The following is a 24,303-nucleotide window of genomic DNA, read 5'->3' as shown; positions in this document are numbered from 1 at the left end:
GAAGGCCAAGCGCCGAGCTACCCGTTGGGCCGGTCACCGGCCGCCGCGGCCCGCGCCATCTCCTCAAGCCGCGCCAGCATCGGCATCGGATCGACCCCGACCGACCCCGCGACCACCTCGGCGACGCGCTCCGGCGTCCACCCGCCCGCATCGGCGTAAACGGAGCGCAGTTCCCTCGGCTGCGCCCACACCGCGATCTTCGGCCCGGCCACGGTGTACACCTGGCCGGTGACCCCGTCGGCCCGCGCCCGCTCGCTCAGCAGGTAGACGACGAACGCCGCGACGTCCTCCGGCTCGCCGATCTCCGTCAGCTCCATCGGCACGTTGGCTGACATCCGTGTCCGGGCGACCGGCGCCACCGCGTTCGCCGTCACCCCGTACTTGTGCAGGCCCAGCGCCGCGCTCCGCACCAGCGAGATGATCCCGCCCTTCGCCGAGGCGTAGTTGGCCTGCGCGACGCTGCCCTGGTGGTTGCCGCTGGTGAAGCCGATCAGCGTGCCGGACTTCTGCCGTCGCATCACCGCCGCGGCGGCCCGGAACACCGTGAAGGTGCCCTTCAGATGCGTGGCGACGACCGGGTCCCACTCCTCCTCGGACATGTTGAAGAGCATCCGCTCGCGCAGGATCCCGGCCACGCACACCACACCGTCGATCCGGCCGTACTCGGCCAGCGCGGTGTCCACGATCCGCTGCCCGCCGGCCATGGTGGAGACGTCGTCGGCGACGGCCGTGGCGCTGCCGCCCGCCGCCTCGATCTCCTTGACCACCGCCGCCGCGACCTCGCTGCTCGGTTCGCCGCCCTCGATCGAGACGCCGTAGTCGTTGACGATCACCTTCGCGCCCTCGGCGGCGGCGGCCAGGGCGACGGCCCGCCCGATGCCGCGGCCCGCCCCCGTGACGGCGACCACCTTGCCGGCCAAGAAGTTCCCCATGCCGCGCCCCTTCCCAGGGTTTCTGACGGACCGTTAGATTTTTGAGCAGACGCGGTACGAACACAAGCCCCCGAACCGAAGCCGCCACCCACTACCCGCCACCGCCACCCGAGCCGTCCGAGGAGGCACCGTGCCGCTGCCGCGGGAGTTCCACGACATCGCCAACCGCGTGAACAACTGGGGACGTTGGGGCGCCGGTGACGAGACCGGCACACTGAACCTGATCACCCCGGACGTGGTGCGCGCCGCCGCCGCTACCGTACGCAGCGGGCTGCGCGTCCCCCTCGCCCTGCCGCTCCGGCAGGACGGTGTGCAGACCGGCGCGATCCCCGGCCGGGTCAACCCGCTGCACACCATGGTCGCCGTCAACCAGGAGATCTTCGGCCCCGGTACGGTCGCCACCTCCGACGACACGGTCACCATGGGCCTGCAGGCCGCCACCCACTGGGACGGCCTCGGCCACGTCTCGCACTCCGGGCGGCTCTACAACAACCGCCCCGCCGGCTCCGTCACGGCGCACCGCGGCGCCACCGCCCTCGGCATCGAGAAGGCCGCCCCGATCGTCTCGCGGGGCGTACTGCTGGACGTGGCCCGCGCGCACGGCCGCGACCGCCTGGCGGACGATCACGCCGTCACTCCCGAGGACCTGGCGGCCGCCGAGGAGTTGGCCGGGACCGCGGTCCGGTCCGGCGACGTCGTACTGGTCCGGACCGGGCAGCTCCGGCACTACCTCGCCGGCGACCGGGAGGCGTACGCGTTCCCGTCCCCGGGCCTCTCGCTCCGCACCCCGGAGTGGTTCCACGCCCGCGATGTCGCGGCGGTCGCCAACGACACCCTCACCTTCGAGATCTTCCCGCCGGAGATCGAGAACCTGTGGATGCCGGTGCACGCCCTCCACCTCGTCGAGATGGGCATGCTCCAGGGCCAGAACTGGAATCTGGAGGAACTGTCGGCGGCCTGCGCGGCGGAGGGCCGCTACACCTTCCTCCTGTCGGCGACGGCCGAACCGTTCGTCGGCGGCTGCGGTGCGCCGGTCGCGCCGGTCGCGGTGCTGTGAGCCCGCCCGGCCGGGTGGCGGTGCGCTCATGCGCGCCCCGAGCACGGCACCGCGGACCGCCACCCTTCCCCGGCTACCGCTGGGGCCCCCAACCACGCCACGACCCGCACTCGCCAAGGCCCCGGACCGGCATACCGCCATGGCGGTATCCCGACTCCCCTCCCGCGGCCTCGACGTCCCCTCGCGGCGAATCGCTCCCCCAAGAGTGATCACCAGCGCACGCCACGTCAACACCTGGTCTGGACTAATTCGGCCGCGGATTCCGCAGTTGTGAGCGATATGCCCGATTCGTTACTGTTTGCGCAACACCCTACGGTTCCTTACGGTGCGCGGAGCGTCACCACGGCCATCACCGTGGACGTCACTGCGGCGGTCACCGCGGTGCGGGGTGCGTGACTCTCGCGTCATGCGCGGTGCGGCGCGGCGCAATGAGCGTCGTACGCCCCCATGTCCGCCCCCGCCGCCATCAACAGCGGCTGCCCGCGGTCCACCTCGCACCAGATCCGCTTGCCGGCGCCCTCGCGCTGCCAGCCCCAGCGGTCCGCCAGACCGTCGACCAGCTCCAGGCCGCGGCCGTTGGTGTCCTCGCCGTCCGCGTGCCGCTGGCGCGGCGGGCGGGCGCTGTCGTCCACCACTTCGACCCGTACGGTGCCGACCACGGCACCCGAGCCGGAGAAACACATCCGCAGCCGGGCCGCCGTGCCGGTATGCACCACGGCGTTGGTGACCAGCTCGGAGATCAGCAGGATCAGCGTCTCGGCGAGCGGTTCATCCGCCCCTATGCCCGATCCCGCGAGCCTCGACCGGGCCCACCGCCGGGCCCGCCCCACCTCAGCGGGATCGGGCCGCACGTCCAACTGCACTTGAAGCACCTGCACCGCTCACACCATCCGAACCGGCGGAAACATCGCCTCGCGCCTCCACGGAGTCACGATGCGTGACTCCGGCGAAGCACAGCATGGTTGACGTTCAGTCACCGCAACAACCGCTTCGGGCATATTCCAGCGCAAGGGAGTATGCGTGCGGCATACTGTGCGACGCACATTGCGGGGAGTCGAACATGGGGGGCCATCGGGGACTTGCCCGAGGCGAGCGGCACGCAGTCCATAGCCCGGAGCCGCCCTTCCGACGGCACCGCGACCCTTGCGCCACAGGACCACTCGCACCCAACGGAGAGTACCCGAGCCGGGCCCCGACTCCCGCGTGTGACGAGTCACGCCTGGGACACAACCCGATATCGACCCAGCGTGACCGGTTATGCGTACTGAGTCCGACATTTCGCACACGGGTTGCCAGAGTCTGACATCGTGCGTCACCCCGGCAGGGCGTCGGCCAGCAGTTCCTCCGCCTCCCGCACGCCGCCCCAGCACTCGGCGCGCAGCCACGCCCGCTTGAGATGCAGATGCACATCGGCCTCCCAGGTGAAGCCCATCCCGCCGTGGACCTGAAGGCAGTCCCGGGCGTTGCGCACCGCGGCCTCGTCGGCGAGCAGCTTGGCACCCGCGACATCGAGCGCGTCGCCCGTCACCGCCGCCGCGTACACCGCGCTCCGGGCCAGCTCGGCGCGCACCAGCATCCGCGCGCACAGGTGCTTGACCGCCTGGAAGGAGCCGATGGGCACGCCGAACTGCTCGCGCCGCCGGGCGTGGGCGACCGCCGTCTCGACGGTGCGGGCGGCGCTGCCCAGCTGCTGGGCGGCGGTCAGCAGGGCCGCCTCGCGGCGCAGGCGCGGCACGTCCAGGGCGAGCGGGGTGCCGCGCGGCCGTCCGGTGACGCGGGCGAGCGGTGTCAGCGGGTCCACGGAGGCGAAGGGGGCGCAGGTGATGTCCCGGGCCGCGCTCCGGTACGCCTCGCCGGTGCGCCCCCGTGCGCCCCGCGTGCCCTCCCCTGGGCCCTGTGCGCCCTCCCCGAGGAAGACCACCTCGTCGCAGCCGGCCGGGTGCTCCCACAGCACCGGATCGGCCGCGGCGTCGCACAGCCCGGCGAGCCGCTCGCCGGTCGCCACGCCGTCCACCACCCCGGCCAGCAGCTGCCCGGCCACCAGCGGCCCCGGCAGCAGCGCCCGGCCGGCCTCCTCGAAGACCAGGACGGCCTCCGGCAGCCCGAGGCCGACGCCGCCCGCCGCCTCCGGGAGCCGCAGCGCGAAGAACCCGGCGTCGCCCAGCTCACGCCACAACGCGCGGTCGGGCGCCGGGTCGCCGACCGCCGCCCGCAGCCGGTCCCGGCCGAAGCGCCCGGCCAGCAGCGCGCGGGTGCCGTCCCGCAACGCCCTCTGGTCATCGGTGAGTTGGAAGTCCACCGGCCCGGTCACCGCCCCTTCGGCAGGCCGAGGATCCGCTCGGCGACGATGTTCTGCTGGATCTGGGAGGTGCCCGCGGCGATGGTGTACGAGAGGGCGGAGAGGCGGTCGGCGACCCATTCCTGCTCGGCGTCGAGCGACGCCGCGCCCAGCACCTCCGCCGCCGCGTCGTAGAGCTCCTGGCGGGCGTGCGAATAGCGCAGCTTGAAGACCGAGCCGCCGCTGCCGGGGACGCCGCCGGTGCTCTGCGCCTCGCTGACGTTCCACTGGGTCAGCCGCCACAGCGCGGCGAACTCCGCGTGCAGTCTGCCCAACCGGCGGCGGAGCACCGCATCGTCCCAGCGGCCGTTCGCGCGGGCCGTGCGGGCGAGCGCGCCGAGCACCCGGCGGCAGGCCACCACCTCGCCGACGAACGCGGTGCCGCGCTCGAAGGACAGCGTCACCATCGTCACCCGCCAGCCGTCGTGCTCCGCGCCGACGCGGTGAGCGGCCGGCACCCGCACCTCGTCGAGGAACACCTCGGCGAACTCGGCCGACCCGGCGAGCGTCCGCAGCGGCCGTACGGTCACCCCGGGGGCGTCCATCGGCATCGCCAGCCAGCTGATGCCGCGGTGCCGGGGGGCCTCGGAGTCGGTGCGGACGAGCAGTTCGCACCAGTCGGCGACCTCGGCGTGGGAGGTCCAGATCTTGCTGCCGGACACCACGTAGTCGTCGCCGTCCCGTACGGCCCTGGTGCGGAGCGCGGCGAGGTCGGAGCCGGCGTCCGGTTCGCTGAAGCCCTGGCACCAGATCTCGTCGCCGCGCAGGATCGGCGGCAGCCAGCGGGCGCGCTGCGCGGCGGTGCCCTCCGCGGCGATGGTGGGGCCGGCGTGCAGGAGGCCGACGAAGTTCGCGCCGACGTACGGGGCGCCGACCTTCTCGGTCTCCTCCAGGTAGATCAAGTGCTGGGTGGGCGTGGCCCCTTGACCCCCGGCGTCGACGGGCCAGTGCAGTCCCGCGTACCCGGCGTCGTACAGCCTCCGCTGCCAGGCCGCGTCATACGCCCGCCGGCCGGGCCAGTCGGCCGCGGCCGGTTTCGGCGGCAGCTTCGGCAGCACCTCCGCGAGCCACTCCCGCAGCCGCGCCCGGAAGGCTTCCTCCTCCTCGGTGTACGTGAGGTCCATCAGCGGATCCGGCGGTCGTCCGGCGGCCGGGGCGCCCAGCGGCGTGCGGGCCCGCACCCCGGGTCGTCGGGACTGGCGGTGCGCGGTGGCTGCATCGGCTCCCCTGTTCCCCTCGCCCCGCGTCCGGTCGCCCCGGCGCGGGCCCTGAAACGCCGCATCTGATGAACCGTCAGAATCAGGCTAGCCCCGCCCCCTCTGCACCGGCAAGGCGCAGCCCCTAACCTCGGGAGCAGACCTGACGAAGCGTCAGGGAGGCTTGCGGGGACACGCGGCGGGCCACGCCGGGAGCAGCCGATCGCGCGGTGATGGCCGGTGATAGCCGGTGATGGCCGGTGGCACCTGGTGAGCGCCAAGCTGCCTTCCGCTTCGGCTAGTTGGGGCGGTACGCGCTGCTCGCCTGCTCGTACAGCTTGTCCACCTCGTCGCGGCCGGTGTCCGGGCCGATGACCATGACGACGTGGTAGTGGCCGTCGTGGATCATCGCGAGGTTGCGGACGTAGACCTGGCGGCCGCTGCCGTCCCGCCAGGTGAAGGTGCCCTCGGCCATCGCCGTCTGCCCGATGTCGATGCGCCGCAGCCCGGACGACGAGGACCAGCCGGCCGCTCGGTAGGGCGCCAGCTCGGCCTCCTTGTCCTGCTGATACGCCATCGGGTCCGCGCCGGCCCGCGCCGTGGTGTCGCGGCCGGGCACCACCACCAGCTCGAAGTCGCCGCCCGTAATGCGCACCTGGCCCTGATCGGTCTCGGCACGGCGCTGCCAGCCCTTGGGGACCGCGACCTGGAACCCCATCGGGTCCGTCCGCAGCTCGTAGCCCGGCGCCAGATTCCCGGGCGCGGTGGTCTGCGGCTCGCCCGTCCCCGGGAAGGCGCCGCCGGTCCCGCCGCCGTCCCGGCCGGCCGAAGGGGTGGGGCTGCCGCCGGGCACCGCGCCCGAGGAGCCGCTGAGGTCCGCGCCGGACGGGCCGCCCGCCGATGCCGCGCCGGACTTCGGCAGGAACACCATGGCGTACGCGATCCCGCCCACCATCAGGAGCAGGATCACGGTCAGCAGCACCCGGCCCAGGCTCCGCGGCGCCCGCCCCGGCCGCGACCGCTGCGGCGCCCGCCCGAGCCCGACCTGGCCCAGCAGCTCCTGCGCCTCGTACGGATCCCCGGACGGGCGGCCCGCGGACCGGGGCGGCCGGGCGGGCCGGGCGGCCTTGGCGGGCCGCAGCGGCTTGGCCTGCCGGGGGATCCGCGGCGGACGCGACGGCTGGGCCCGGCCACCCGCCGCGGGCCGCCCGGCGGGCGCCGGGCGCGGCTGCTCACCGCGGGCCCGGACCTTCTTCTGCCGCCCCCTGCGGACCAGTTCGCCGCGGCGCCGGACGATCGGCAGCCGCCGCGGATCGGCGCCCTGCTCCAGCGCGGGCAGCGTCACCAGCCGGCTGCCCAGATCCGGCTCCGGCGCCGTACGGATCAGCGCCCGCAGCCGGGCGCGCACCGCCTCGAACTCCGGGCGGGCGGCCGGGTCCTGGCACAGCAGCGCCTCGACGACAGGCCGCAGCGCCCCGCACTCCGCGGCCCCGGCAGGCGGCTGCGCGGCCACCAGCCGCACCAGCTCGGCGGCGCTGTCCTCGGGGAACGGCGGACGCCCCTGCACACTGCGGAACAGCAGCGCACCGACCGCCCACAGATCCGCGGCCGGGCCCGCCTCCGGCGCCGCGCCCTCGCCCACCGGCCCGGCCTGCTCCGGCGCCCAGCGCTCGGTGACCGCCCCGACGACCTGGAGCCGCGCCTGCCGGGCCCGCTCGGCGGCGAGACCGGTGAGCCCGGCGTGGCCCTCCTCGGGCGCGGGCGCGTCATCGGCGGCGCCCCGCGCCTGCTTGACCAACGACGTGCTGCCCGGCGGCGCGCCGACCGGGGAAGCCGCGGGCCCGTCCCCCGCCCTCGGCGCCGGGTCGTAGCCGCACAGCGCCTCCTGGGCCGCCCCGACCGCCAGACCGGTCAGGATGGCCCGGCCGTCGTCGCAGACCAGGACCGTACGGGCGGTGATGTTGCGGTGGATCCAGCCGTGCGCGTGCAGGGCGCGCAGCGCGGTCAGCACGTCGGCGGCGATCTCCGCGGCGCGGTGCGGGGACAGCGTCCGGTCGGCGAGCAGCGCGGACAGTGGGCGGGCCGGGAGGAGTTCGCCGACGATCCACAGGCTGCCGTCCTGCGCGAAGACGTCGAAGACCTGGTCGAGCAGCGGGTGGTCGGGCAGTTGGGCGGCCGTCGTCGCCGCCTCCAGGGCGCGTCGTACGACGGGATCGCGGGGGCTGCGGTCGGCACCCCCCGCGGCTCTCCGGGACCACGCCCCGCCCCCGTCGCCGGCCCCGGGCTCCGCGAACCCCGGCCGCCCGGCGTCCGCCCCCACGACCTCTGCGTCCACCACCTCCGGCAGCGGCACCTGACGGACCAGCACCTCCTGGCCGCTGTACGTGTCGAACGCCCGGGTCTCGGCGAACCGGTCGGCGAACCGGACGTCGAAAACCGCCTCGAACCCGTCCGCGGCGTCACCGCCGTCGTCGCCGCCGAAGCCGTCGCCGGAGGGACGCACCGGCAGGCGGTAGCGCTCGGCGAGCACTCTTCCCGCGTACTCCTCCACGACGCCTCCCCGGGGCCCGCGCCGCATTCCGGCGGATTGCGGATGCGTACGGCTCTGGACCCCTCACGATACGTGGCAGCACTGACAGTTGAGCCCGCCGGACCGCGCCGCGCGCCGTGTCCGCCCGGCTCGGTCCGCGTCATCCCTCACCGTGAACGCGCCAGTCCGTCGCCGTGAACGTGTCAGTCCTTCACCGTGAAGGTGTCAGTCCTTCACCGTGAACGTCCGGAAGGCCGTGTCGCGCAGCTCCCGGCACTCCTTTTCGTCCCAGGAGTCCGCCTTGCAGGTGATCATGATGGCGAAGCCGTGCTGGTCGTCGACCCGGAAGCCGCGGTTGAGCACCCGCACCTCCGTGCCGCCCTGCTGGCGGGTGAACGACCAGTCGGCGACGGTCGGGTAGCCCCGCCAGTCGACGGCCTTGATGCCGATGAGGTGGTAGCCGTCGCTGGACCCGGCCACGCTCGGCTCCAGGCTGCGCCAGGCAGCCGCCGCGTCCTGGCCGGGCTGGTCGTTGAAGTCGACCTGGACGCGCGGGAAGCCGCCCGACGCGCTGTATATCGCGCCGGAGTTCTCGCCGGCCGTGCCGGTCTGCCGGAAGCCGTCGGGCATGGCCATACGGAAGTGGAACCCGGCGTTGGTCACCTCGGTGAAACCGTCCGGGACCGCGTCGCCGCCCTTGGCGCCCCCCTTCGCTCCGCCCTTGGGGTCACCCTTGGCATCGCCCTTGGCGCCGCCCGCCGCCCCGCCCGGCTTCGGCGGTCCGGCGGAACCCGGCCCGTCCGTGCCCGGATCCGTGTTCGCGGCGGCGGACTTCGTGGCCGCCTCGCTCGCGGACGCCGACTTGCCCTGCGGACCGGCCGCGTTGTCGCTGCTGCCGCCGCTGTCGCCGCCACTGCTGAACACCAGGGCGAGCACCGTGCCCAGCACCGCGATGACCACCACGACCGCGATGATCAGCGTGCGGCGCGGGACGACGTCGGTGACCGACGCCCGCGGGGTGGCGGGACGCTCCCCGTCGCCGGGTCTGGACTCCGGCCGCGCCGCGGCGGCCGCGGCGGCGTTCCGCACCGACTTCAGGGCGGCGCGCATCCGCTCCTTGGTGGCCTCCGAGGCGAGCCCGAGGCGAGCCGGCGACCGGTCCGCGTCGGACGCGGCCGGAGCCGTGCGCTCCGGTTCCGCCGCCCCGGAACCGGCCCGCTGCGGACCGCCCTTGCCCGGCTGCCCCGAAGGGCCCTTCTTCTCCGGCGCGGTCGGCGCGGTCGCTTTCGTCTCCTTGGACCCGACGGACCCGACGGTGCCGGCCGCGCCGCCGGAGCCGCCGGAACCCGCGGCCGCTGCGGTCCCCGCGGCGCCGCCGGACTCCACGGCCGCCGCCGTGCCGGCCGCGGCGCCCGCGGGCTTCCCCTTGGGCTTGCGCGGCACACGCTGCTTCGCCGCGCTCTTCGCCGGCTTGGCCGACTTGGCCGGCTTCACCGGCTTTCCGGCCTCGGACCGCTCCGACCGCTCCTTGGGCGCGGTGGGCAGCGCCATCGCCCGGGTGGCGTCCGCCGGGGGCTCCGGCTTGGGCTCCGGGGCGTGGATGACGTTCAGCAGCAGCGCCCGCGCACCGCCGTCGTCCAGCCGGGCCGCCGGGTCCTTGACCAGCAGCCCGTGGATGACGTCCTCCAGCGGCCCGGCGCTCTTGGGCGGCTGGACCGGCTCGGTCATCACGGCCGTGAGGGTGGCGATCGCCGACCCCTTGTCGTACGGCGGGACGCCCTCCACACAGGCGTAGAGCAGCCCGCCCAGGGACCACATGTCGGCCGGCGGGCCCGGCTTCTGGCCGCGGGCCCGCTCCGGGGAGATGTACGAGGGCGCGCCGACGAGCATGCCGGTCGAGGTCACCGAGGGGTCGCCCTCGACCTGGGCGATCCCGAAGTCGGTGAGCACGACCCGGCCGTCGTCCGACATCAGGACGTTGGACGGCTTCACATCGCGGTGCAGGATGCCCTGGCCGTGGGCGGCGCGCAGCACGTCGAGCACGGCGAGGCCGACCTCGGCGGCGCGCCGCGGGGTCAGCGGACCGTCGTCGCGGACCACCTCGGCGAGCGAGCGGCCCTCGACGAGCTCCATCACGATCCACGGCCGGTCGTCCTCGTCGACCACGTCGTAGACCGTCACCGCGCCGTTGTTGCGGATCCTGGCGATCGCCTTGGCCTCGCGCAGGGTGCGGGTGATCAGGCGGCGCTTCTCGTCCTCCTCGACCCCGCCGGGGAAGCGCAGTTCCTTGACCGCGACCGTACGGCCCAGGACCTCGTCTTCGGCCCGCCAGACAGTGCCCATACCGCCCCGGCCGAGAACATCGGCGAGCCGGTACCGGCCGGCGAGCAGCCTGCCCTCCTTGCCGTCCATCTCGACCTCGTCGCCCACTGAATCCCCTCTGCAATCCAGCCGAGTTGGCAGCTTCGATACTCCATCGATCGCCAAACTGGTCCAACTCGGACAACCCACCCTGGCAGAGCCTTCATTCTCCCTCATCCGCGGCCATGCGGAAGGCCCGGGTCTGTGCGGGACGACACCGCGCACCCGTCATGATGGCCTCGACGACGGGAGTTCTTTTTGGCTATCCGCCCGCCGCGCCCGGAACCACCGGGCTCCCGCCACGCGGCGACCCGCACGATGCTCCGCTCGCTGCTGTGCACCGCCCAGGCCGCCCTGAGCGCACTGGCCCTGACGGCGTGTACCACGATCCCCACCGCCTTCGCTCCGTCCGCGGCGGTGTCCCGGTCGGCGGCCGCCACGGTGACCGCGCTGCACCGCCTGGTCGCCGACGGGGCGCCCGGCGCCGCTGCGCTGGCCACCCACGACGGCCGGATCGCCGCCTCGCGGTTCGCCACGGCCGGCGTCGCCGATCTGCGCAGCGGCCGGAGAATGGGCCGCCTGGACCACTTCCGCGCGGGCAGTCTCACCAAAACTCTCGTCGCCACGGTGGTCCTGCAACTCGTCGCGGAGCGGAAACTCGCCCTGGACGACCCCGCGGGGGCGCGGCTGCCGGCCGGCGTGCCGGTCACCGGCGCCGGCGGCCGGAGCGATCTGCGGCGGGTAACGATCCGCCAGCTGCTGGACCACACGAGTGGTTTGTTCAACTACACCGAGGACCCCCGACTCTCCGAACAGCTGCACGGAACCGGCTTCCGCGCCCACCGCTACGACCGCTACGCCCCGGCCGCACTGCTGCGGATCGCCCTCGGCCATCCGCCGGTGGCCGCCCCGGGCGCCCGCTACTCCTACTCCAACACCAACTACCTGGTGCTCGGCCTGGTCATCAGGGCGGTCACCGGCCACCCGTACGCCGCCGAACTCGGCCGCCGCGTCCTGCGCCCCACGGATCTGTACGACACCTCCTTCCCCGGCGACGACCCGGCGCTGCCCGCACCGCACGGCCGCAGCTACTCCCGCATCGGCGAGCACCGCGTCGACAGCACCTCCCTGGACCCCAGCCGGGCCGGTGCGGCGGGCGAGATGGTCACCACCCTCGGCGACCTCAACCGGTTCTTCGCCGCGCTCCTCGGCGGCCGGCTCCTGCCGCCGCGCCAGATGGCCGAGTTGCGCAGCGAACGGGCCACCGACGGCGTCTACGGCCTCGGCCTGTACGCCACCAGACTTCCCTGCGGCGTCACCGTCTGGGGCCACAACGGCGACATCAACGGCTCGTACGCGCAGAGCGCGGGCACCGCCGACGGCCGGCACGTGGTCAGCTACCGGATCAACACCGACACTCCGGCCCGCCCTGCCGACGGCACCGCCGTCCTCACCGCGGAGTTCTGCGCGCCCCGCACGTGACGGGGCGTCCGGGCGGTGCCCGGCTACAGCGGCACGATGTCCGGCGCGCCCAGCCGTGCCGCATCCGCCGTCAGGTCGTCGGGCTGCCGCTGCGATTCGCGCTCCGCCTCGACCCGCTTCTGGTAGTGCGCGACCTCCTTCTCGATCTGGTCGCCGTCCCAGCCGAGCGCCGGCGCCATCAGTTCGGCGGCCTCGCGGGCGCTGCGGGTGCCCCGGTCGAAGGTCTCGATGGAGATCCGGGTCCGCCGGGTCAGCACGTCGTCGAGATGCCGGGCGCCCTCGTGCGTGCAGGCGTAGACGACCTCGGCGCGCAGGTAGTCGTCCGCGGCGGCCAGCGGCGCGCCCAGCGAGGGGTCGGCCACCACCAGCTCCAGCAGTTCCTCGGTCAGCGACCCGTAGCGGTTCAACAGGTGCTCTATGCGGGCCACATGCAGTCCGGTCCGCGCCGCCATCCGGGCCCGCGCGTTCCACAGCGCCTTGTAGCCCTCGGCCCCCACCAGCGGCACGTCCTCCGTGACGCACTCCGCGACCCGGGTGTCCAGCCCGTGCACCGCCTCGTCCACCGCGTCCTTGGCCATCACCCGGTACGTGGTGTACTTGCCGCCCGCGACCACCACCAGCCCCGGCACCGGATGCGCGACGGTGTGCTCCCGCGACAGCTTGCTGGTGGCGTCCGACTCCCCGGCCAGCAACGGCCGCAACCCGGCGTAGACGCCCTCCACGTCATCCCTGGTCAGCGGCGTCGCGAGCACCGCGTTCACATGCTCCAGCAGATAGTCGATATCGGCGCTGGAGGCCGCCGGGTGCGCCTTGTCCAGATCCCAGTCGGTGTCGGTCGTCCCCACGATCCAGTGCCGCCCCCAGGGGATGACGAACAGCACGCTCTTCTCCGTGCGCAGGATCAGCCCGGTCGTCGAATGGATCCGGTCCTTGGGGACGACCAGGTGGATCCCCTTCGAGGCCCGGACGTGGAACTGCCCGCGCTCCCCGATGAGCGCCTGGGTGTCATCGGTCCACACCCCGGTCGCGTTGACGATCTGCCGGGCCCGGACCTCGTGCGTCACGCCGCCCTCGACGTCCTGCACCCGCGCGCCGACCACCCGCTCGCCCTCGCGCAGAAAACCCACCACCCGCGCCCGGTTGGCGACATGCGCCCCGTAGGCGGCGGCGGTCCGCACGACGGTCGCCACGTACCGGGCGTCGTCCATCTGCGCGTCGTAGTACTGGAGCGCGCCCACCAGGGCGTCCTTCTTCAGGCACGGCGCCACCCGCAGCGCCCTGCGGTGCGACAGGTGCCGGTGGACGGGCAGCCCCCGGCCGTGCCCCGACGAGACCGCCATCCCGTCGTACAGCGCCACCCCGGAGCCGGCGTACCAGCGCTCCCAGCCCTTGTGCTGCAACAGGTAGAGGAACGGGACCGGTTTGACCAGATGCGGCGCCAGCCGCTCCAGCAGCAGCCCGCGCTCCTTCAGCGCCTCGCGCACCAGCGCGAAGTCCAGCATCTCCAGGTACCGCAGGCCGCCGTGGATGAGCTTGCTCGACCGGCTGGACGTGCCCGAGGCCCAGTCACGCGCCTCGACCAGCCCGGTATCCAGCCCCCGGGTCGCCGCGTCCAGTGCCGTACCGGCGCCGACGATGCCGCCGCCGACCACCAGAACGTCCAGTTCGCGTTCTGCCATTTGGGTGAGTGCCCTGGCACGCTGCGCCGGTCCGAGTGTCGCTGTCTTCACCGCTGCCTCCCGCTGTGATCGGAGCCACACCCCCCGTCCGTCGATTCTGTCGGCGCCCGGTGCCGCGAGCCACCCTCCGCTCACATCGGCAACACCCCGCCACCTTGATCCGCCAATACCCATTCTGGGTCAAATATCCGCTTAGTCTATTTATGCCGCTTTAGTTGCAGATGCGCTGGAACGGCAGACGTCATGCGCCCACGCACCCCACCGTCGCCAGGGAAGGACGGCAGCAGCATGCCCGCAGACCTCGCCGTCATCGGACTCGGCGCCCTCGGCCTCCCGCTCGCCCAGGCCGCCACCGCCGCCGGCATCGGCACCATCGGCTACGACCCCGACCCCCGCACCGCCGCGCTCCCCGGCACCGACGGGCCGCTGTCCCCCGCCGAGACCCGCCGGCTGCTCTCCGCCGGTTTCCGCACCACCACCGACCCCACCGCCCTCGGCCGGGTCCGCACGGCCGTCATCTGCGCGCCCGTCCCACTCGGCGAGGACCGCGCACTGGACCTGTCGGCCGTCGCCGACGCGGCCCGCACCCTCGCCGCGCAGCTGCGCCCGCACACCACCGTCATCCTCGAATCCACCGGCTACCCGGGCACCACGGAGGACGTCCTCCGCCCGCTCCTCGAAGAGGGCTCCGGCCTCACCGCCGGCCGCGACTTCCACCTCGCCTGCTCCCCCACCCGGCACGACCCCGGCAACCGCGTCCACCGCTACGGCAACACCCCCAAGGTCATCGGCGGCATCACCCCCGCCTGCACCGAGGCCGCCGCCGCCTTCTACGGCCGGCTCACCGACAAGGTCGTCCGCGCCCGCGGCCCCCGCGAGGCCGAGACCGCCAAGCTGCTGGAGACCAACTACCGCCACGTCAACATCGCGTTGATGAACGAGATGGCGGTCTTCTGCCACGACATCGGCGTCGACCTGTGGGACGTCATCCGCTGCGCCGAGACCAAGCCGTTCGGCTTCCAGTCCTTCCGCCCCGGCCCCGGAGTCGGCGGCCACGCCGCCCCCGTCGACCCCAACTACCTCTCCTACAAAGGTCGTTCACTGGGCCACCCGCTCCGCATGGTGGAGCTGGCCCAGGAGGTCAACGGCCGGATGCCGCGCTATGTCATCCAGCGCTGCGCCACCCTCCTCAACGAACACGGCAAGTCCGCCCGCGGCGCCCGGGTCCTGCTGCTCGGCGTCACCTACAAGCCCGACATCGGCGACCAGGCCGGCTCCCCGGCCCGCGAGGTCGCCTCCCGCCTCATGGAACTGGGCGCGCACCTCACCTACCACGACCCCTACGTCCCCCAGTGGAACGTCCTCGACCGCCCCGTCCCGCGCGCCGACTCCCTCTACGAGGCCGCCTCCGCCGCCGATCTGACGGTGCTGCTCCAACCGCACCGCACCTACGACCTCCAGGGCCTGGCGGTCAAGGCCCAGCTCCTCCTCGACACCCGCGGCGCCACCCCCACCGGAGCCGCCCACCGCCTCTAGCCACCCTCCACCGGAACGCCGAAAGCCCGGCCGCGCCAAGGCACAGCCGGGCTTCTCACTTCCCCCACCGGGGCGGGGACCCACCACCCCTCCCGCTCCCGCCGAAGGCGGGTCAAGAACACAGAAGAGTCACGGCGGGAAACCCGGCAACGTGGGACTACCGCCGGGGCGCCACCGTGACCTCGACCCGCTGGAACTCCTTCAGCTCGGAGTAGCCGGTGGTCGCCATCGCCCGCCGCAGCGCGCCGAAGAAGTTCATCGACCCGTCCGGCGTCGTCGAGGGACCGCACAGGATCTCCTCGGTCGTACCGACCACGCCGAGGTCCATCCGCTTGCCGCGCGGCACGTCCTCGTGGACGGCCTCCATGCCCCAGTGGTGGCCGCGGCCGGGCGCGTCCGTCGCACGGGCCAGCGGCGAGCCCATCATCACCGCGTCCGCGCCGCAGGCGATCGCCTTCGGCAGGTCACCGGAGAAGCCCACCCCGCCGTCCGCGATGACGTGCACATACCGGCCGCCGGACTCGTCCATGTAGTCCCGGCGCGCCGCGGCGACGTCGGCCACCGCGGTCGCCATCGGCACCTGGATGCCCAGGACGTTGCGGGTGGTGTGCGCGGCCCCGCCGCCGAAGCCGACCAGCACACCGGCCGCACCGGTCCGCATCAGGTGCAGCGCCGCGGTGTACGTGGCGCAGCCGCCCACGATGACCGGCACGTCCAGCTCGTAGATGAACTGCTTCAGGTTCAGCGGCTCGGCGGCGCTCGACACGTGCTCGGCCGACACCGTCGTCCCGCGGATCACGAAGATGTCCACGCCCGCGTCCACGACCGCCTTGGAGAACTGCGCGGTGCGCTGCGGCGAGAGCGCGGCGGCGGTGACGACACCGGCGTCGCGCACCTCCTTGATCCGCTGCCCGATCAGCTCTTCCCTGATCGGCGCCGCGTAGATCTCCTGGAGCCGCTTGGTGGCCGAGGCGCCGTCCAGCTCCGCGATCTCCGCGAGCAGCGGCTCCGGGTCCTCGTACCGGGTCCAGAGCCCTTCGAGGTTCAGCACGCCGAGGCCGCCCAGCTCGCCGATGCGGATGGCGGTCTGCGGGGAGACCACCGAGTCCATCGGAGCCGCCAGGAACGGCAGCTCGAAGCGGTAGGCATCGATCTGCCAGGCGATCGAGACCTCCTTCGGGTCGCGGGTGCGACGGCTGGGTACGACGGCGATGTCGTCGAATGCGTATGCCCGGCGGCCGCGCTTGCCGCGTCCGATCTCGATCTCAGTCACGTGTTCTGCCTTCCTACGGAATACGCCCCCAGTATCCCCGACCGGGGACACAGGGGGCGCATCAGCGTCTCACTCCGCGGCCCGCGCCCGCATCACGTCCACGACTCGGACGGCGCGGACGGGCCCTACCGGCTCAACCCCGGGCGTAGTTGGGCGCCTCGGTGATCATCTGGACGTCGTGCGGGTGGCTCTCCTTGAGGCCCGCGGAGGTGATCCGCACGAAGCGGCCCTTCTCCTTGAGCTCGGGGATGTCGGCGGAGCCGACGTAGCCCATGGAGGCGCGCAGACCGCCGACGAGCTGGTGGGCGACCGAGGCCAGCGGGCCACGGTAGGGCACCTGGCCCTCGATGCCCTCCGGGACCAGCTTGTCCTCGGACAGGACGTTGTCCTGGAAGTAGCGGTCCTTGGAGTACGAGCGGCCCTGGCCGCGCGACTGCATCGCACCCAGCGAGCCCATGCCCCGGTACGACTTGAACTGCTTGCCGTTGATGAAGACCATCTCGCCCGGCGACTCCTCGCACCCGGCGAGCAGCGAGCCCAGCATCACGGTGTCCGCACCGGCCGCGATCGCCTTGGCGATGTCCCCGGAGAACTGGAGGCCGCCGTCGCCGATCAGCGGCACACCCGCCGCGTGGCACGCCTGCGCGGCCTCGTAGATGGCGGTGACCTGCGGTACGCCGATGCCCGCGACGACCCGCGTGGTGCAGATCGAGCCGGGACCGACGCCGACCTTCACCCCGTCGACGCCCGCGTCGATCAGCGCCTGGGCGCCGTCCCGGGTGGCGACGTTGCCGCCGACGACATCGACGGTGATGTTGGACTTGACCTTGGCGATCATGTCGAGGATGCCGCGGCTGTGGCCGTGCGCGCTGTCGATGACCAGGAAGTCCGCACCGGCCTCGACCAGCGCCTGCGCCCGGTCGTACGCCGCGTCGCCGACGCCGACCGCGGCACCGACGACCAGCCGGCCCTCGGCGTCCTTGGCCGCGTTCGGGTACTTCTCCGCCTTCACGAAGTCCTTGACCGTGATCAGGCCCTTGAGCACGCCCGCGTCGTCGACCAGCGGCAGCTTCTCGATCTTGTGGCGGCGCAGCAGCTCGATGGCGTCCTCACCGGAGATGCCGACCTTGCCGGTGACCAGCGGCATCGGCGTCATGACCTCGCGGACCTGACGGCTGCGGTCCATCTCGAAGGCCATGTCGCGGTTGGTCACGATGCCCAGCAGCTTGCCCGCGGCATCGGTGACCGGCACCCCGCTGATCCGGAACTTGGCGCACAGCGCGTCCGCCTCGGCGAGCGCGGCGTCCGGCCGGACCGTGATCGGGTCGGTGACCATGCCCGACTCGGAGCGCTTGACCAGGTCGACCTGGTTGGCCTGGTCCTCGATCGAGAGGTTGCGGTGCAGCACGCCCGCACCGCCCTGGCGCGCCATCGCGATCGCCATCCGCGCCTCGGTGACCTTGTCCATCGCGGCGGACAGCAGCGGGATGTTCACGCTGACGTTCCGCGAGACGCGGGAGGCGGTGCTCACCGCGTTGGGCAGCACCTCCGACGCACCGGGAAGCAGCAGCACGTCGTCGTATGTCAGTCCGAGCATGGCGAATTTGGCGGGCATACCGTCGACGTTGTCACTCATGACACCTTCCCCAATGCTCTTGCCTCAGCGCGGACTCCCATGCTAACGGCCTTGTGGAGTGTCCCAATCCACGACAGATGAGGGGCTCGTCACTCGTACATTCCTACGGTGGCATCCCGCCAGATGGCACGGAACCGGCCGGGGGAACCGGTCCGCGGCCCGGTCACTGCTCGGCGAGCGCCCGCAGCCTGCTCAGCGCCCGGTGCTGGGCGACCCGCACCGCGCCGGGCGACATGCCCAGCATCTGCCCGGTCTCCTCGGCGGTCAGCCCGACGGCGACCCGCAGCAGGACCAGCTCCCGCTGGTTCTCCGGCAGATTGGCCAGCAGTTTCTTGGCCCACTCCGCGTCGCTGCTCAGTAGCGCCCGCTCCTCGGGCCCCAGGGAGTCGTCCGGCTGCTCGGGCATCTCGTCCGACGGCACGGCCGTACTGCCCGGATGCCGCATCGCGGCCCGCTGGAGGTCGGCGACCTTGTGCCCGGCGATCGCGAAGACGAACGCCTCGAAGGGCTTTCCGGTGTCGCGGTAGCGGGGCAGTGCGCACAGCACCGCGACACAGACTTCCTGCGCCAGGTCCTCGACGAAGTGCCGGGCGTCACCCGGCAGCCGGGAGAGCCGGGTGCGGCAGTAGCGCAGGGCGAGCGGATGTACATGGGCCAGCAGATCGTGCGTGGCCCGCTGGTCGCCCTCGACAGCGCGTGCGACGAGAGCGCCGATCTCCTGCTTCCCGTCATCGCGCATCGGTCCATGGTGCCTTGGTGCCGAACGATCATCGGCATCAGGTCCATGCTTGTGCACTGAAGCGTTGTGCGCGGCAGGTGCGCCGGTTGTCATCTCCTGCGCCCTCCCCTCGTGCCCGACCGACCCGTCCCCGAGGAACTCCATACCTCAAGGATGCGGCACCGCGCGGGGAATCGGGCCGCCGCGGGACCCGAGCGGCGTGCGGGGCGCCTTGCCACCCCGCCCGCCACAGGGCGGGCGGGGATCTTCAATCCCCCGCATCGCTGCACGTCACCACACCTCAGCGGACCAGTCCCCAGCGGAAACCGAGCGCCACCGCGTGAGCCCGGTCAGAGGCGCCGAGTTTCTTGAAAAGCCGCCGCGCGTGCGTCTTGACGGTGTCCTCGGAGAGAAACAGCTCACGTCCGATCTCGGCGTTGGAGCGGCCGTGGCTCATGCCCTCCAGCACCTGGATCTCACGGGCCGTGAGCGTCGGCGCGGCACCCATCTCGGCGGACCGCAGCCGGCGCGGGGCGAGCCGCCACGTCGGATCGGCCAGCGCCTGGGTCACCGTCGCCCGCAGTTCGGCGCGCGAGGCGTCCTTGTGCAGATACCCGCGGGCGCCGGCGGCGACGGCGAGCGCGACGCCGTCCAGGTCCTCGGCGACCGTGAGCATGATGATCCGGGCACCGGGGTCTGCGGACAGCAGCCGGCGCACGGTCTCGACACCGCCGAGACCGGGCATCCGTACGTCCATCAGAATCAGGTCCGAGCGGTCCGCCCCCCAGCGGCGGAGGACTTCCTCGCCGTTGGCCGCGGTCGTCACGCGCTCGACGCCGGGCACGGTTGCCACCGCCCGACGGAGCGCTTCTCGGGCAAGCGGGGAGTCGTCGCAGACGAGGACGGATGTCATGACTGACCTCCGCGGCTCTCGCAGCTGATGCGCGTCACCTTGAGCCTCCAGGCTGGTACGTATCGTCACCTGTGCGATTGACGGCCTCGGACACCTGCCCGAGGGCTACCTCTGTCAACCGCCTCCGCACACTCAACGACGGTCACTCGAAAGAGTTACGGCTTCGGCGACCGAGTTCAGCACGCTCCGTGAGGAGCCGGATACGCAGGCGACCCAGCAGGCAACCGGCATCCAAGCGTGCACCCTATGCCCTATTTGGCTCTCTTTCTTCCATTTTCGCGTCGTCTATGACTAGATTCGCAATGAGTCATATTTACATCTACTTAGACAGTAGATGTACGGTCGTGAGCACCGAGCCCGAAACCGCATCGCTTCGAGGGGACAAGCAATGGCAGATTTCTCCCGCCTCCCGGGCCCGAACGCAGACCTCTGGGACTGGCAGCTGCTGGCCGCCTGCCGCGGTGTCGACAGCTCTCTCTTCTTCCACCCCGAGGGCGAGCGAGGGGCGGCCCGCAGCGCGCGCGAGACATCGGCGAAAGAGGTCTGCATGCGCTGCCCCGTGCGGGCGCAGTGCGCGGCGCATGCGCTGGCCGTACGCGAGCCCTACGGGGTCTGGGGCGGCCTCACCGAGGACGAACGCGAGGAACTCATGGGCCGGGCCCGGCACCGGCTGGTACCCGCAACCTCGCTGCCCGGCCACGCGAGCGTGCCCGGCGCCTGACCGTCGGGGCCGGAGCATCACCGAAGAAACGATCCTGCAACTGCACCGTCCCGCACTGCCGCCCCGCGCCGCAGCTGCCGCCGGCTCCACACCGGTCCACAGCGCCGCTCCCCCTGTGATGCGCCACCCCTCCCGGGCCCGCGCGCTCAGCGCCCGGCGGCGTCCACCAGCTGATCGAGCATCGCGCCGACCGCGGGCACCTGGGCAAGATCCGGCAGCGTGAGCGCGACGATCTCACGGTGCACCGCCGGCTCCAACCGCACCGCTGTGGCCCCCTTGAGCCGTACCGACTCCAGTGTCAGCTCGGGCAGCGCGGCCACCCCCAGGCCCACCCCGACCAGCCCGATCACCGCCGGATAGTCGTCGGTCGCGAAGTCGATGCGCGGGGTGAACCCGGCGCTCTCGCAGACCTCGACGAGATGCGTGCGGCAGCGCGGGCAGCCGGCGATCCACGGCTCACCGGCCAGTTCCGCGAAGCACGCGTTGCCCGCCTTCGCCAGCCGGTGGCCGTCCGGGACCAGGCCGATCAGCCGGTCCGACAGGATCGGCCGGACCACCAGGTCCTCCCACTCCGCCCCGGCCGCCGGGTCCGCGCCGCGCACCTCGGGATAGCGGAAGGCCAGCGCGATCTCGCAGTCGCCGCCGCGCAGCAGCTCGATCGACCGCGGCGGCTCGGCCTCGTCCAGCGAGACCCGGATGCCCGGGTGGGCGGCGCGCATCTTGGCCAGGGCGGTCGGCACCAGCGTCGAGCTGCCCGACGGGAACGACACCAGCCGCACCCGGCCCGCGCGCAGGCCGGCGATCGCCGCGACCTCCTCCTCCGCCGCGGTGAGCCCCGCCAGGATGCCGACGGCGTGCCGTACCAGCGCCTGGCCCGCCTGCGTCAGCCGCATCTCGCGGCCCGCGCGCACCAGCAGGGGCGTGCCCGCGGACTGCTCCAGGGCCTTCATCTGCTGGCTGACGGCCGGCTGCGTGCAGCCCAGCTCCCGGGCGGCGGCGGAGAACGAGCCGGTCCTGGCGACGGCGCGCAGCACTCGGAGATGGCGGGCTTCGATCACCCTTCAAGCATAAGCGAATCTTGGATAGACCGGGAAAAATTGGGTGCGCCCTTTGCCCCGGGTGCCTTACCGTGCGGACATGGACGCGAAGCTGCTGACCGTGAACCTGGGGCGGGCCGCCCCGTCCGCGTACACCTCCGCCGAGGGCGGTACGGGCATCGACAAACGCCCGGTGGACGGTCCGGTGGCGGTCAGCGCCCCCGGCCCCAAGGGGATCGGCGGCAGCGGCCTGGCCGGCGACGCGGTGGTCGACCTGCGCCATCACGGCGGCGACGACCAGGCCGTCTACGCGTACGCCCGCGAGGACCTGGACGACTGGCAGCGCGCGCTGGGCCGCGAGCTGGCCAACGGCGTCTTCGGCGAGAACCTCACCACCTCCGGCCTCGACGTCAGCGGCGCCCGTATCGGCGAACGCTGGCGGGTGGGGCCGGAGTTGCTGCTGGAGGTGTCCTCGCCGCGGATCCCCTGCCGGACGTTCCAGGGGCGGCTCGGCGAGCGCGGCTGGATCAAGCGGTTCACGGAGGCCGCGGTGCCCGGCGCGTATCTGCGGGTGCTGGAAGCGGGCGAGATCCGCGCCGGGGACACCGTGGAGGTGGTGCACCGCCCGGACCACGAGGTGACCCTCGCGATGATGTTCCGCGCCCTGACCACCCGGCGCGAGCTGCTGCCGCGCCTGCTGGCGGCGGGCGCGGCGCTTCCCGCGGAGGCCCGGGAGGCGGCGGTGAAGTACCGGGAGCGGACGGGCGGTTGAGGTCGGGGAGCGCCGACGGAAGGCGGGGGCCGGCGAACGGCCGGACCTAGCGGGCGCCGTACTTCCGGCCGGTGCGGGAGGTCAGGCCGCCCAGGACGCCGCGCGGGGCGAGCTTCACCGCGCCCATCAGGGCCTTGTAACGCGGGTCCGGAATGGACAGCGACTTGCCGCGGGCCAGGTCCTTCATCGCCGCGTCCACCAGCTTGTCCGCATCCAGCCACAGCCAGCCCGGGACGTTGTCCGTCCCCATCCCGGCCCGCTGGTGGAACTCGGTCCGCACGAAGCCGGGGCACAGCGCCATCAGCCGCACCCCGTTGCCGGCCAGGTCGCGGGCGGCGCCCTGGGTGAACTGCACGACCCATGCCTTGCTCGCCGCGTACGTACCGCGCGGGACGAACGCCGCCACGGACGCGACATTGACGACGGCGCCGCGCCGGCGGTCGCGCATCCCGCGCACCGCGGCCGTGGTCAGCCGCAGCACGGCCTCGCAGTGCACCTTCAGCATCCTCAGCTCGTCGGCCATCGGGACTTCGAGGTATTCGCCCTTGTTGCCGAAACCGGCGTTGTTGACCAGCAGGTCCACCGGGTGCCGGGAATCGCCGAGCCGCGCCTCGACGGCGGCGATGCCCTCCTCGGTCGACAGATCGGCGCTCAGCACCTCCGCCTCGATGCCGTGCCGGTCGTGCAGTTCGGTGGCCTGCTCCCGCAGCCGCTTCTCGTCGCGGGCCACCAGCACCACGCTGTGGCCGTCGCTCGCGAGACGGCGGGCGAATGCGGCGCCGATGCCGGCCGTCGCTCCTGTGATCAATGCAGTCGTCATACCGGCACGGTATCCGGGTCGGGGCGGCCGGTCGTCCTTGCCCGGTGCGGCGTTCCCGCGCCGGCACGGCCGGAGTTCGCCGCCGGCGGGCGGCGGACGGGGGTCGGCGGGGCCGCCCCGGGGTAGTCCCCCCGCACGGACGGAACCCCGCGGCAGCGCCGGCCCCACCGGTCGGCCACCGCCCGACCCAGGAGGACCGTTCACCCCATGCGCCCCGCCACGGACACCCCCCGCACCGCCCGCCGCCCGGCCCTGCTGCTGTCCATGGGCCCCGGCGTCGCCGAGCGGCTGCTCGACGACCGGCACCACGCGCGGATCGAAACCCTCGCCCATACGGACTCCCGCCTCGTGGCGCACCGGCTGGCCGACCCCGCGCCCGAGGTCGCCACGGCCCTCGCCGAGGCGGAGGTGCTGCTCACGTGCTGGGGCGCACCACGGCTCACGGCGGAGGTGCTGGCCACGGCCCCCCGGCTGCGGGCCGTCGTGCACGCGGCCGGATCGGTCAAGCACCATGTCACGGACGCCTGCTGGGCCCGGGGCGTCGCGGTCGCCTCGGCCGCCGCCGTCAACGCGCTGCCGGTCGCCGAATACACCCTCGCCGCCATCCTGTTCGCCAACAAGCGGGTGCTGCACGCGGCCCACCGCTACCGCGCGCTGCGCACCGCGCACGACTGGCCGCGGGAGCTGGCCGGCGCCGGCAACCACGGCCGCACCGTGGGCATCGTCGGCGCCTCCCGTATCGGCCGCCGGGTGATCGAGCTGCTGCGCCCCTTCGCGCTGCGGGTGCTGCTGTACGACCCGTTCGTGGACGGCGCGGAGGCGGACCGGCTCGGTGTGGTGGCGGCGCCGCTGGACGAGGTGTGCGCCGGGAGCGACATCGTCAGCGTGCACGCCCCCGCGCTGCCCGCCACCCGGCATCTGATCGGCGCCCGCCAGCTCGCCCTGATGCCCGACGGCGCCACGCTCATCAACACCGCGCGCGGCTCGCTGGTCGACGAGGCGGCCCTGCTGCCCGAGCTGCGCAGCGGGCGGCTGGCCGCCGTACTGGACGTCACCGAGCCCGAACTCCCGCCCCCGGACTCGCCGTTGTACGAGCTGCCGAACGTGCTGCTGACCCCGCATGTCGCCGGTTCGCTGGGCGGCGAGCTGCACCGGATGGCCGATCACGCGCTGGACGAGCTGGAGCGGTACGCCCAGGGGCTCCCGTTCGCCGACCCGGTACGGCCGGAGGGGCTGGCGCACTCGGCCTGACGGCCCGGTGGCCCGCGGCGCCCGGAGGCTCACCGCGGCCCGGCGGCGGCG

19 protein-coding genes are annotated in these 24,303 nt (G+C 73.2%); 6 read left to right on the top strand and 13 right to left on the bottom strand.

Going from position 1 to position 24,303, the window contains the following annotated elements; genetic code table 11:
• Positions 1–17: 17 nt before the first annotated feature.
• A complete protein-coding gene (locus ACO1BR_RS15385; RefSeq protein WP_426795607.1) occupies positions 18–932 on the bottom strand; it encodes an SDR family NAD(P)-dependent oxidoreductase in 915 nt (304 codons plus the stop codon).
• 130 nt (positions 933–1,062) lie between these two features.
• On the opposite strand from ACO1BR_RS15385, the gene ACO1BR_RS15380 reads away from it, so the two are divergent.
• On the top strand, positions 1,063–1,989 hold the full coding sequence (locus ACO1BR_RS15380) for a cyclase family protein (protein ID WP_426795606.1): 927 nt from the start codon (positions 1,063–1,065) through the stop codon (positions 1,987–1,989).
• 404 nt (positions 1,990–2,393) lie between these two features.
• Here ACO1BR_RS15380 and ACO1BR_RS15375 read toward each other — a convergent pair whose 3' ends face one another.
• From ACO1BR_RS15375 to ACO1BR_RS15355, 5 genes are all read right to left on the bottom strand, one after another.
• On the bottom strand, positions 2,394–2,867 hold the full coding sequence (locus ACO1BR_RS15375; RefSeq protein ID WP_426795605.1) for an ATP-binding protein: 474 nt from the start codon (positions 2,865–2,867) through the stop codon (positions 2,394–2,396).
• 434 nt (positions 2,868–3,301) lie between these two features.
• Positions 3,302–4,288 (bottom strand): acyl-CoA dehydrogenase family protein, encoded by a 987-nt coding sequence (locus tag ACO1BR_RS15370; RefSeq protein ID WP_426795696.1) that lies wholly within the window; start codon positions 4,286–4,288, stop codon positions 3,302–3,304.
• An 8-nt stretch (positions 4,289–4,296) separates the two neighbouring features.
• On the bottom strand, positions 4,297–5,451 hold the full coding sequence (locus tag ACO1BR_RS15365) for an acyl-CoA dehydrogenase family protein (protein ID WP_426795604.1): 1,155 nt from the start codon (positions 5,449–5,451) through the stop codon (positions 4,297–4,299).
• A 370-nt stretch (positions 5,452–5,821) separates the two neighbouring features.
• Positions 5,822–8,074, bottom strand: a complete 2,253-nt coding sequence (locus tag ACO1BR_RS15360) for a protein kinase (RefSeq protein WP_426795603.1) — start codon at positions 8,072–8,074, stop codon at positions 5,822–5,824.
• A gap of 204 nt (positions 8,075–8,278) precedes the next feature.
• Positions 8,279–10,483 (bottom strand): protein kinase domain-containing protein, encoded by a 2,205-nt coding sequence (locus ACO1BR_RS15355; RefSeq protein ID WP_426795602.1) that lies wholly within the window; start codon positions 10,481–10,483, stop codon positions 8,279–8,281.
• Between the two features lie 189 nt (positions 10,484–10,672).
• Here ACO1BR_RS15355 and ACO1BR_RS15350 point away from each other — a divergent pair, with 189 nt between their 5' ends.
• Entirely contained in the window at positions 10,673–11,896 is a 1,224-nt protein-coding gene (locus tag ACO1BR_RS15350) for a serine hydrolase domain-containing protein (protein ID WP_426795601.1), read from the top strand.
• A gap of 23 nt (positions 11,897–11,919) precedes the next feature.
• Here the strand turns inward: ACO1BR_RS15350 and ACO1BR_RS15345 are convergent, their stop codons facing one another.
• Entirely contained in the window at positions 11,920–13,626 is a 1,707-nt protein-coding gene (locus ACO1BR_RS15345) for a glycerol-3-phosphate dehydrogenase/oxidase (RefSeq protein WP_426795600.1), read from the bottom strand.
• A gap of 237 nt (positions 13,627–13,863) precedes the next feature.
• Between ACO1BR_RS15345 and ACO1BR_RS15340 the strand changes: the two genes are divergently transcribed.
• Positions 13,864–15,111: a nucleotide sugar dehydrogenase gene (locus ACO1BR_RS15340; protein ID WP_426795599.1), complete on the top strand. Its 1,248-nt coding sequence runs from the start codon at positions 13,864–13,866 to the stop codon at positions 15,109–15,111.
• A gap of 157 nt (positions 15,112–15,268) precedes the next feature.
• Here ACO1BR_RS15340 and ACO1BR_RS15335 read toward each other — a convergent pair whose 3' ends face one another.
• The 4 genes from ACO1BR_RS15335 to ACO1BR_RS15320 form a co-directional block, all read right to left on the bottom strand.
• Positions 15,269–16,384 carry a GuaB3 family IMP dehydrogenase-related protein gene (locus ACO1BR_RS15335; protein ID WP_426795598.1) on the bottom strand — a complete coding sequence of 372 codons (1,116 nt, stop codon included), beginning with the start codon at positions 16,382–16,384 and terminating at the stop codon, positions 15,269–15,271.
• A 133-nt stretch (positions 16,385–16,517) separates the two neighbouring features.
• Positions 16,518–18,020 carry an IMP dehydrogenase gene (gene guaB, locus ACO1BR_RS15330; RefSeq protein WP_426795597.1) on the bottom strand — a complete coding sequence of 501 codons (1,503 nt, stop codon included), beginning with the start codon at positions 18,018–18,020 and terminating at the stop codon, positions 16,518–16,520.
• A gap of 163 nt (positions 18,021–18,183) precedes the next feature.
• A complete protein-coding gene (locus tag ACO1BR_RS15325) occupies positions 18,184–18,759 on the bottom strand; it encodes a sigma-70 family RNA polymerase sigma factor (protein ID WP_043264857.1) in 576 nt (191 codons plus the stop codon).
• Positions 18,760–19,039: 280 nt separating this feature from the next.
• Positions 19,040–19,651, bottom strand: coding sequence for a response regulator transcription factor (locus ACO1BR_RS15320; RefSeq protein ID WP_003948568.1), 612 nt, complete (start codon positions 19,649–19,651; stop codon positions 19,040–19,042).
• A 388-nt stretch (positions 19,652–20,039) separates the two neighbouring features.
• Here ACO1BR_RS15320 and ACO1BR_RS15315 point away from each other — a divergent pair, with 388 nt between their 5' ends.
• Positions 20,040–20,372 carry a WhiB family transcriptional regulator gene (locus ACO1BR_RS15315; protein WP_159503221.1) on the top strand — a complete coding sequence of 111 codons (333 nt, stop codon included), beginning with the start codon at positions 20,040–20,042 and terminating at the stop codon, positions 20,370–20,372.
• A gap of 146 nt (positions 20,373–20,518) precedes the next feature.
• On the opposite strand, the gene ACO1BR_RS15310 is transcribed toward ACO1BR_RS15315, so the two are convergent.
• On the bottom strand, positions 20,519–21,430 hold the full coding sequence (locus ACO1BR_RS15310) for a LysR family transcriptional regulator (RefSeq protein ID WP_426795596.1): 912 nt from the start codon (positions 21,428–21,430) through the stop codon (positions 20,519–20,521).
• Between the two features lie 79 nt (positions 21,431–21,509).
• Here ACO1BR_RS15310 and ACO1BR_RS15305 point away from each other — a divergent pair, with 79 nt between their 5' ends.
• On the top strand, positions 21,510–22,181 hold the full coding sequence (locus tag ACO1BR_RS15305; RefSeq protein WP_426795595.1) for an MOSC domain-containing protein: 672 nt from the start codon (positions 21,510–21,512) through the stop codon (positions 22,179–22,181).
• A 46-nt stretch (positions 22,182–22,227) separates the two neighbouring features.
• On the opposite strand, the gene ACO1BR_RS15300 is transcribed toward ACO1BR_RS15305, so the two are convergent.
• Positions 22,228–23,001, bottom strand: a complete 774-nt coding sequence (locus ACO1BR_RS15300) for an SDR family NAD(P)-dependent oxidoreductase (RefSeq protein ID WP_426795594.1) — start codon at positions 22,999–23,001, stop codon at positions 22,228–22,230.
• A gap of 207 nt (positions 23,002–23,208) precedes the next feature.
• Between ACO1BR_RS15300 and ACO1BR_RS15295 the strand changes: the two genes are divergently transcribed.
• Positions 23,209–24,252 (top strand): hydroxyacid dehydrogenase, encoded by a 1,044-nt coding sequence (locus ACO1BR_RS15295; RefSeq protein ID WP_426795593.1) that lies wholly within the window; start codon positions 23,209–23,211, stop codon positions 24,250–24,252.
• Positions 24,253–24,303 lie beyond the last annotated feature (51 nt).

This window comes from Streptomyces sp. YGL11-2 (genome assembly GCF_050054615.1).
In the GTDB taxonomy this organism is placed as follows: domain Bacteria; phylum Actinomycetota; class Actinomycetes; order Streptomycetales; family Streptomycetaceae; genus Streptomyces.
Note: the sequence above shows the minus strand (reverse complement) of the source record. Positions and strands in the feature narration are given on the sequence as shown.